We start from the raw sequence: 6,715 nt of genomic DNA on the forward strand, positions 1-6,715 counted from the left end.
ATCTCCTTTGCTCTTCTGTGCATTCCGGCGCCGCAGGCGTTCTCCGTGCATTCAGTGTAGCTCCGTGGAACTCCGTGGTTACTCCAAGCAAAGCCGCATGCATCAAAATCGCCGCCACGTAATTTCAAAAAAAAAGAGTAGTCCGTAAATTTAACGGACAAGAGCTGCTGCACGCTCTGCTGCAGAGCTCACGGACTCGGACTTAATGATCTCGATTCTGCGGACCGGGAAAATCGGCTTGCATGCCTCGAGCATCTTTTTCGACAGATCGCCCTTGACCATTGCGGAGACAAAAGTTTCAAAGTCTGCCTCCTTTGCGTAGTCCTGCACAACCTTCACCATCATTGCACGAATCTCGTGAATCTGGGACAGTCTTGCATGATTGATCGTAAATGCCGTGATCGTCACCTGAAGCTCACGAACACTGCCGAGCGGCTGAATCGTGATAGTGCTGTCAACACGGGATGCCCGCCTCTTGACCATTGCGCGGATGAAATCTTTTGTCATCTCGTGACCGTGGAACTGCGTATATGCTGCATCTCCTGCGACCGCATTGATCTTAAAGGACATCTTTATGTTCTGTTTGGAGTAGTCCTGGATTAACTCGCCAAGACTCGTCGACATTACGCGACCCGGCAGATTTGCCGTGTCAGAGGAGACAATCTCTCCGATAAACTGCTTACCGAGGAACTCTGGGGCATAGACCTTGAACCAGCTCTTTGCCTTCCATCCCTCGACTTTGCGTCCACCACTCTGCTTTTTTCTTGCCATGGTATCAACCTTAATTTTTGAAATTGGAATTCTATATCTCGCAAACGGCCATTTTTTTATGACAGCCGCTCCGATACTGACAGATTCACCAGATAATCATCCACCGTCGCAATCACTGATCTCAGTGACTCCCCGCTTATCTTTGCCACCACACAACCGTCGACTGCTGTAACGGTCATGAACCCGCCGTTGTCCGGAGACAACGACTGTGCCACATTCTCCGCATTCGCATGCACGGACGTGATAGTTCCACTCACGTGCATGATGCTGCCGCCTCCAGTTTTTTCAGGAACTCATTCTCGCACTCAAGCGGAACGTCTGCGCCGGCTCGGGAGTAATGCCCGCCGCCGGAACCGCCGCATGACTCTGCAGCAGACTTCATAATCTGCTCCAGATTCACCGCACATCCTGCTGGAGCGCGTGCTGAAACCCGGACCGAGGCTGACCCTCTGCCGACAACAAACATCGGAACGTCCGCGGACTCGATAAGAACATCAGCAGCATCACTTGCGGATGACGCATCGTTCACTCTCCAGATACACGGAGTCTCGGATATTTTCTCAGCAGATTTCACCGCCTCGATGATATGGTTTCTGTGGGCGATTGCTGTATTCCATGCCTCGTCCACATAGGAGGCGTCCCCGCAGCAGAGAGCATACGCAATGCCGGACTTACCGACTTTGCCGCATGCATCAACCACCGCAGTGAACGCGTGAGCATTCTGGATAACCTCGCGCTCAAGACTCCACGACTCTCCATACAGATTCATCAGGGCCTGATAGGACGCATCCGACTCAAGAGCGATTCTTGAAAGTATGCAGGACGTATAATCATCGTCCGATATTTTTGATGTGCATGCACTCTCAATTGCCTCGGCCTTCTTCGTCTCGCCGGATAAATTCGGCAGAAACGGATGCAGCGAGATTGCAATCTGCTCTTTTGTGGTTCGTCCCGGCATCAGAATGCCCCGGCCCGGATTTATCAGATTGTTTGCCACCGCATCACCGACAATTTTCGCATTCCTTCCAGAGATGCTCTGATTGTCGCCGATGATGCCCAGCATCACAAGACCTGCGAGGTCGCGGTTGTCTCCAAGCGCGTTTGCCACCAGATAGGCACAGCCTGCGGCTGAGAGTTCGGTCTCGCCGTCCTCGCCGCAGCTGCGCGGATTGACATGATTGGGGGAGGTGTTGTAGGGCACGTGATGATCAATGATCATCGTGCTTTCCACCAGACCAGTACACGACGCACCAAAGTCACAGAGAAGAGAACATTCAGGGTTCTCCACGTCATCCTCGTGTATTCCCGGTAGAATCCGGAGTTTGAATGCGATGTTCGCCCGATTGAGGGCTATTGACATGATCGCAGCTGACGCTATGCCGTCTGCATCGTAATGGGAGTAAATTTCCACGTACTCCATGGATGCAAGACGTTTTGCAAGGGTTTCAGCTGCGGTTTCCAGTGACATGAGGGGTGAGTGACGTTATCTGGAGAGGAGAATCTCTGCGGTCTCCGGTTTGTAGGTCCAGCCTGCGGGCAGGCGTTTGTTGCCGACATAGTATTTTACCAGTCTGCGGACTTTGGACTCGGTCAGCTGGAGCTGACGCTTGTTGTGGAGATCTTTTTTGTTCTCGCCAAGGTGCTTGCGCATTGCGAGTGCCTTGTACATCAGGTTGCGAAGGTCTTCGGGGATGTCGGTGTCAAGGTCGTGTTCACGCACGATTGCGTTGACTCTCTTGCCGGTAACCAGCTTTACGTTCGGAACACCGAATTTGTCTCTGAGGACGAGTCCAATCTGAGCGCAGGTAAGACCATTCTTACGAAGCTCAACGATTTTCTTCTCAATTTCCTGTACGTCGGTGTTGGACCACTCAGGTACTTCCTGGCGGAATGGTCTGACCGAGGAGGCGATTCCTCTTCTTCTTGCATGTATGCGTGCCATTGTTTTCACCTCCGAAGGGACTGTCCGCCCGTACAGCGGATAACCGTTTCCTTTGCGGAATCAAATGGAAACAGCCGTAAGTCACGAAAAGAGCAGTTGCATTAGCAGTTTTTTCCAATGCATGTCGCGTTTCCGCAGGTTTTCTGCGGAGCCGAACTGACTCGTCGTAATCCCAAAGCCGCAGGGTTGCGGCAGTGTCGTAGTGACAGACACGTCGGACTTACTTCAGTCAGCACTATAAAGTGCTCCTTTGATATTGGAGAGAAGACGAGATAAGGGTTGCGGGTGCATATACTTTCATGTACGACTGCATTGTTGTGGGGGCAGGGCCCGCGGGTCTTTTTTGTGCGGCAAATCTTTCACCGCTGCGGGTACTTGTTCTGGAAAAGATGATTCTCCCGGGGAGAAAACTGCTGATTGCAGGTTCCGGCCAGTGTAATGTTACGCATGCGGGCGATGTGAAGAGTTTTGCTGTTCATTACGGAGATCATGGTGCGTTTGTGAAGCCGGCACTGATGGCGTTTTCCAACTCTGCGATGCGGGAGTACTTTGAGAGCCGCGGTGTTGAGCTCATCGAACGCGAGTCAGGCAAGGTGTTTCCTGCGTCTCTTTCCGCGGATGATATTTTGGATGCGCTGCTTGATGCTTGTGATGAGGCAAATGTTGAGATTATGAGTTCTCTGCCGGCAGAGTCGGTGTCGTGCGAGAATGGTGTTTACCGAGTGAAAACCGCGCTTGGTGTTTTTTCCGCCAAAGTTCTGGTGATTGCGACTGGGGGAAAATCGTATCCGCAGACCGGTTCTACCGGAGATGGGTTTTTGTTGGCTGAGCTGCTTGGACACACCGTCATAGAGCCGCATCCCTCACTTGCTCCGGTGTATGTTGTTGATCACCGGCTTGCTGATCTGTCCGGCATTTCGTTTGCGAGTGTGAGTGTTGCAATCTGGCGGGATGGAAAAAAGATTCTGACGCGTTCAGGTGATCTGCTGATTACGCGGTTCGGCTACTCAGGGCCGGTGATTCTTGATTCATCGCGATGGATGCGGGATGGTGATGTGTTGAAAATCGCGTTTTCCCCAAAAAAGTCTGAGGAGTTGGATGCATTGATTCGTGCGGCGTGTGCGGCGTCCGGGGCAAAACAGGTGCAAAATCTTCTTTCGTTTGCAGGAGTTCCTGAACGGCTGCTTCGTCTGCTGGTGAGGGAGGCAGGAGTTCCTGAGGGCACGACCGGCGGACAGCTGACTGCCTCGATGCGTTCTATGCTTGTTCGAAATCTTGCCGAGTATCCGGTCAGAATCGATCATGTGGGAGATTACAAGGTTGCGATGGCAACTGCGGGCGGTGTGAGTCTTGAGGAGGTCAATAAGAAAACCTGCGAGTCAAAGATCTCGCCCGGACTTTTTTTCATCGGCGAGGTGCTCGATATCGACGGAGATACGGGCGGCTACAATATTCAGGCATGTTTTTCGACGGCGTTTCTTGCGTCGATTAGGATTCGTGAGTTGTTCTAATGCGCGAAGTTTGTTTTACGGCTGCGGATTTTGTCCCGGGGTATATTTTTTTGGCTGATTTGGATTTCAATCCATAATGTTTAAATTTGTATACTTCCTATCTTGTTATCACGCACTGCCTCAGTGGCTTAGCTGGCATAGCGCGTCCTTGGTAAGGACGAGGTCACGAGTTCAAATCTCGTCTGAGGCTCTTCTTTTTCGTTGTTTTTCAAAATTAAGACAAAATTTGCCTTTGTTTTCGTTCTGAGTTCAGAAATGGCTGTATCAAGCATTTTGCCTGCGTTTAAGCCTCCGTTCTTGATAAACTCGTAAGTCTCGGGATCGATTGTTGTGTGTAACCTTTTTCTAATCCTTTGGATTACCGTTTTTTTCGCTTTTCCTCTGTTTTGCATTTCTCTTTTCTCCTGTCCGGACACGTCCAGACACATGTGGACATTTTTGTATGCATAATGATCGGTCTGGCCGGTCATAAAACAGGGTTCCTCAATGGTTACCTGATCATCGATAGTGGTCATCGGGCACTTTCACATCGCGCGGTCTGGGATTTATCATGATACGGGTCGATGATTTCAGAGCCTATGAAAAAATTAACATCAGACGGTTGTGCTGATGTGATCCCGGAACCCGATCATAGGCGCAACAGAGGTTTAGAGAAGGGGAGCCGAAAACGGCAGCAACCCGGATCACGGGATCACGAGATGCACAAGAAGAAAATAGATTACAGTGATCCATTCGTCCGGGCGCTGTTATCTCCTGTTATCATCGGACGGTTAAGAGAAATTCTTGCAGAAGAGGACACCTAATCCTCTCTGTTTCAGATGGTATTATGTCACCTCGGGTAAATGGTTATTCATGGCGGTGAATGCAAAACTCAGTTTATCCCTCATGATCATGGTGAGTATGATCTTCGTGTTTTGTGCAGGTTGTGTATCAATGTCGGATCCGATTGTTGGAACATGGCATATGAAAGAAGGGGGTATGGGAACGATAGATCTTGAGTTCTACGACAACGGTCAGGGAACTGCCCATGCCTATGTCGATAAAGGTGTAGAATCTGCTTCTGATTATGGTTTAAATGGATATGTGAAGAAGATTGTTTTCGATTTCGCCTATCAAAAAGTGGGAAATCTCACATATTCGGCGACTATATTAGGGGCACATGTTGAATCATATACGGGACAGAGTACTTATATTTCCGGTAATCAGCTACCCGATACCTCATTTGGCATGTTTGAGATTCATTTTGGGGCAAGATTGAAAAAAACCCTTGAATGGACTTGGCACGGCGAAACGGATATTCTAACAAGATAATCTCCTTATTTTTAAGCCCATGTGTATGTGTGTGGGTAAGAAAAAAAGTGTATCTCTGAAAAAGTCCGACCGGACGGTCTGTCTGTGTGTATGTATGTGTGTGTCTGTTTCTTCTTTCTTCTTCTTTCTTGTACTGTACTTAGTACTAGTACTAAATAATAATAATATAATATAAAAAAAAAGCTATTGATGAGAGGTTTTTCCGGTCGGACGTCCGCACGTCCGGTCGGACTTTACCGTCCATAGAGATTTTTTCTTAAGCCCGTGTGTATGTGTGTGGGTATCAGTCTTTGAGCAGTCGCTTGATCTCTTTCTGAATCTCGGGGTTTTTCAAGAGTTCAAAAAATTGGTAGGTTACTGCGTCCACTCCCATTTCACGACGGGCAAGATCTGAGATGATGAGCGTATAGAGATATTCGCTCATGGACTCAAAGGGTGCATCATCCTTTTCAATGAGGGTTTTCACCTTCCCTAATGTTTCTGGACTCAAGCGGCAAGCAATTTGAGCCTTTTTCGTTACCATACTATGAGGTGTGGCGTATGTGTTATTAAAACGACACCCATAAATAGAACCCATGTGTATGTATGTATGCACTTGTGTTATCTATGTGTTATAACTCTCGTGTAAACAGACCGCGAGCGCGGAGGAGTTGAGAAAAAAATAGCATCAAACTTTAGCCTATACATCGGAGATTCCGATGCTAAAATTTGGAATAAATTTCTGGAAATGATACCCAAAGGAAAAGCGTCCAAAATAATCATGGCGCTCATTCGTGGGTATGTAGAAGGGAGATTTGTATTGAATGCCTGATCTGAAGATTTACTTCACAGATGATGAAGACGACCTGAGAAAATGGTTCAAACAGACCTATGGAGATCGTTGTTCTGCAGTACTTAAGGACTACATCAAGACTCTTGCGAAGGGTTCCGAGGGCGGCGGTGGATCCACACCGATCACAAACGGCCCGGCTGATATCATCCGGCGGGCTTTCGCTGACGTGACCAACGAAGCAAGATGGATCTCTGAGATGCGATCCTGCGAACTGAACCCGAGTGATGTTGTTAGGCGGCGTTTGTCCGACATGAAAGTAAGATATCCCGGTCTGAACATCGAACTGATAGAAGAGATGAAGAAAACATATCCGATCCTTGCGAAAATCGGAGGACTGACAGAATGACC

Annotated in this window: 8 protein-coding genes and 1 tRNA gene; 4 read left to right on the forward strand and 5 right to left on the reverse strand. The window is 48.8% G+C overall.

Translation table 11 applies throughout. The annotated features are described in order from the left end of the window. Positions 1 to 150 precede the first annotated feature (150 nt). Genes McpAg1_RS07265 through McpAg1_RS07280 form a run of 4 tightly spaced genes read right to left on the reverse strand, consistent with a single transcriptional unit; the run spans position 151 to position 2,713 of the window. On the reverse strand, positions 151 to 771 hold the full coding sequence (locus McpAg1_RS07265; RefSeq protein WP_338094639.1) for a 30S ribosomal protein S3ae: 621 nt from the start codon (positions 769 to 771) through the stop codon (positions 151 to 153). 56 nt (positions 772 to 827) lie between these two features. After that, the gene (locus McpAg1_RS07270) at positions 828 to 1,034 is read right to left on the reverse strand and encodes a KEOPS complex subunit Pcc1 (RefSeq protein ID WP_338094640.1); all 207 of its coding nucleotides are present in this window, start codon (positions 1,032 to 1,034) and stop codon (positions 828 to 830) included. Beyond that, positions 1,025 to 2,239: a DHHA1 domain-containing protein gene (locus tag McpAg1_RS07275; protein WP_338094641.1), complete on the reverse strand. Its 1,215-nt coding sequence runs from the start codon at positions 2,237 to 2,239 to the stop codon at positions 1,025 to 1,027. Before McpAg1_RS07275 ends, McpAg1_RS07270 begins: the two co-directional genes overlap by 10 nt. Before the next feature lie 15 nt (positions 2,240 to 2,254). After that, positions 2,255 to 2,713 (reverse strand): 30S ribosomal protein S15, encoded by a 459-nt coding sequence (locus McpAg1_RS07280; protein WP_338094642.1) that lies wholly within the window; start codon positions 2,711 to 2,713, stop codon positions 2,255 to 2,257. A 299-nt stretch (positions 2,714 to 3,012) separates the two neighbouring features. Between McpAg1_RS07280 and McpAg1_RS07285 the strand changes: the two genes are divergently transcribed. From McpAg1_RS07285 to McpAg1_RS07295, 3 genes are all read left to right on the forward strand, one after another. Further along, complete coding sequence (locus McpAg1_RS07285; RefSeq protein ID WP_338094643.1) at positions 3,013 to 4,224, forward strand: BaiN/RdsA family NAD(P)/FAD-dependent oxidoreductase; 1,212 nt, start codon at positions 3,013 to 3,015, stop codon at positions 4,222 to 4,224. A 117-nt stretch (positions 4,225 to 4,341) separates the two neighbouring features. Next, positions 4,342 to 4,414, forward strand: a tRNA-Thr gene (locus McpAg1_RS07290). Positions 4,415 to 5,076: 662 nt separating this feature from the next. Beyond that, on the forward strand, positions 5,077 to 5,535 hold the full coding sequence (locus McpAg1_RS07295; protein ID WP_338094644.1) for a hypothetical protein: 459 nt from the start codon (positions 5,077 to 5,079) through the stop codon (positions 5,533 to 5,535). Between the two features lie 283 nt (positions 5,536 to 5,818). On the opposite strand, the gene McpAg1_RS07300 is transcribed toward McpAg1_RS07295, so the two are convergent. Continuing rightward, positions 5,819 to 6,058, reverse strand: coding sequence for a hypothetical protein (locus McpAg1_RS07300; protein WP_338094645.1), 240 nt, complete (start codon positions 6,056 to 6,058; stop codon positions 5,819 to 5,821). 280 nt (positions 6,059 to 6,338) lie between these two features. On the opposite strand from McpAg1_RS07300, the gene McpAg1_RS07305 reads away from it, so the two are divergent. Further along, the gene (locus tag McpAg1_RS07305) at positions 6,339 to 6,713 is read left to right on the forward strand and encodes a hypothetical protein (protein WP_338094646.1); all 375 of its coding nucleotides are present in this window, start codon (positions 6,339 to 6,341) and stop codon (positions 6,711 to 6,713) included. The last annotated feature ends 2 nt before the right edge of the window (positions 6,714 to 6,715 follow it).

The sequence above is a fragment of the Methanorbis furvi genome (genome assembly GCF_032714615.1).
Lineage (GTDB): Archaea > Halobacteriota > Methanomicrobia > Methanomicrobiales > Methanocorpusculaceae > Methanocorpusculum > Methanocorpusculum furvi.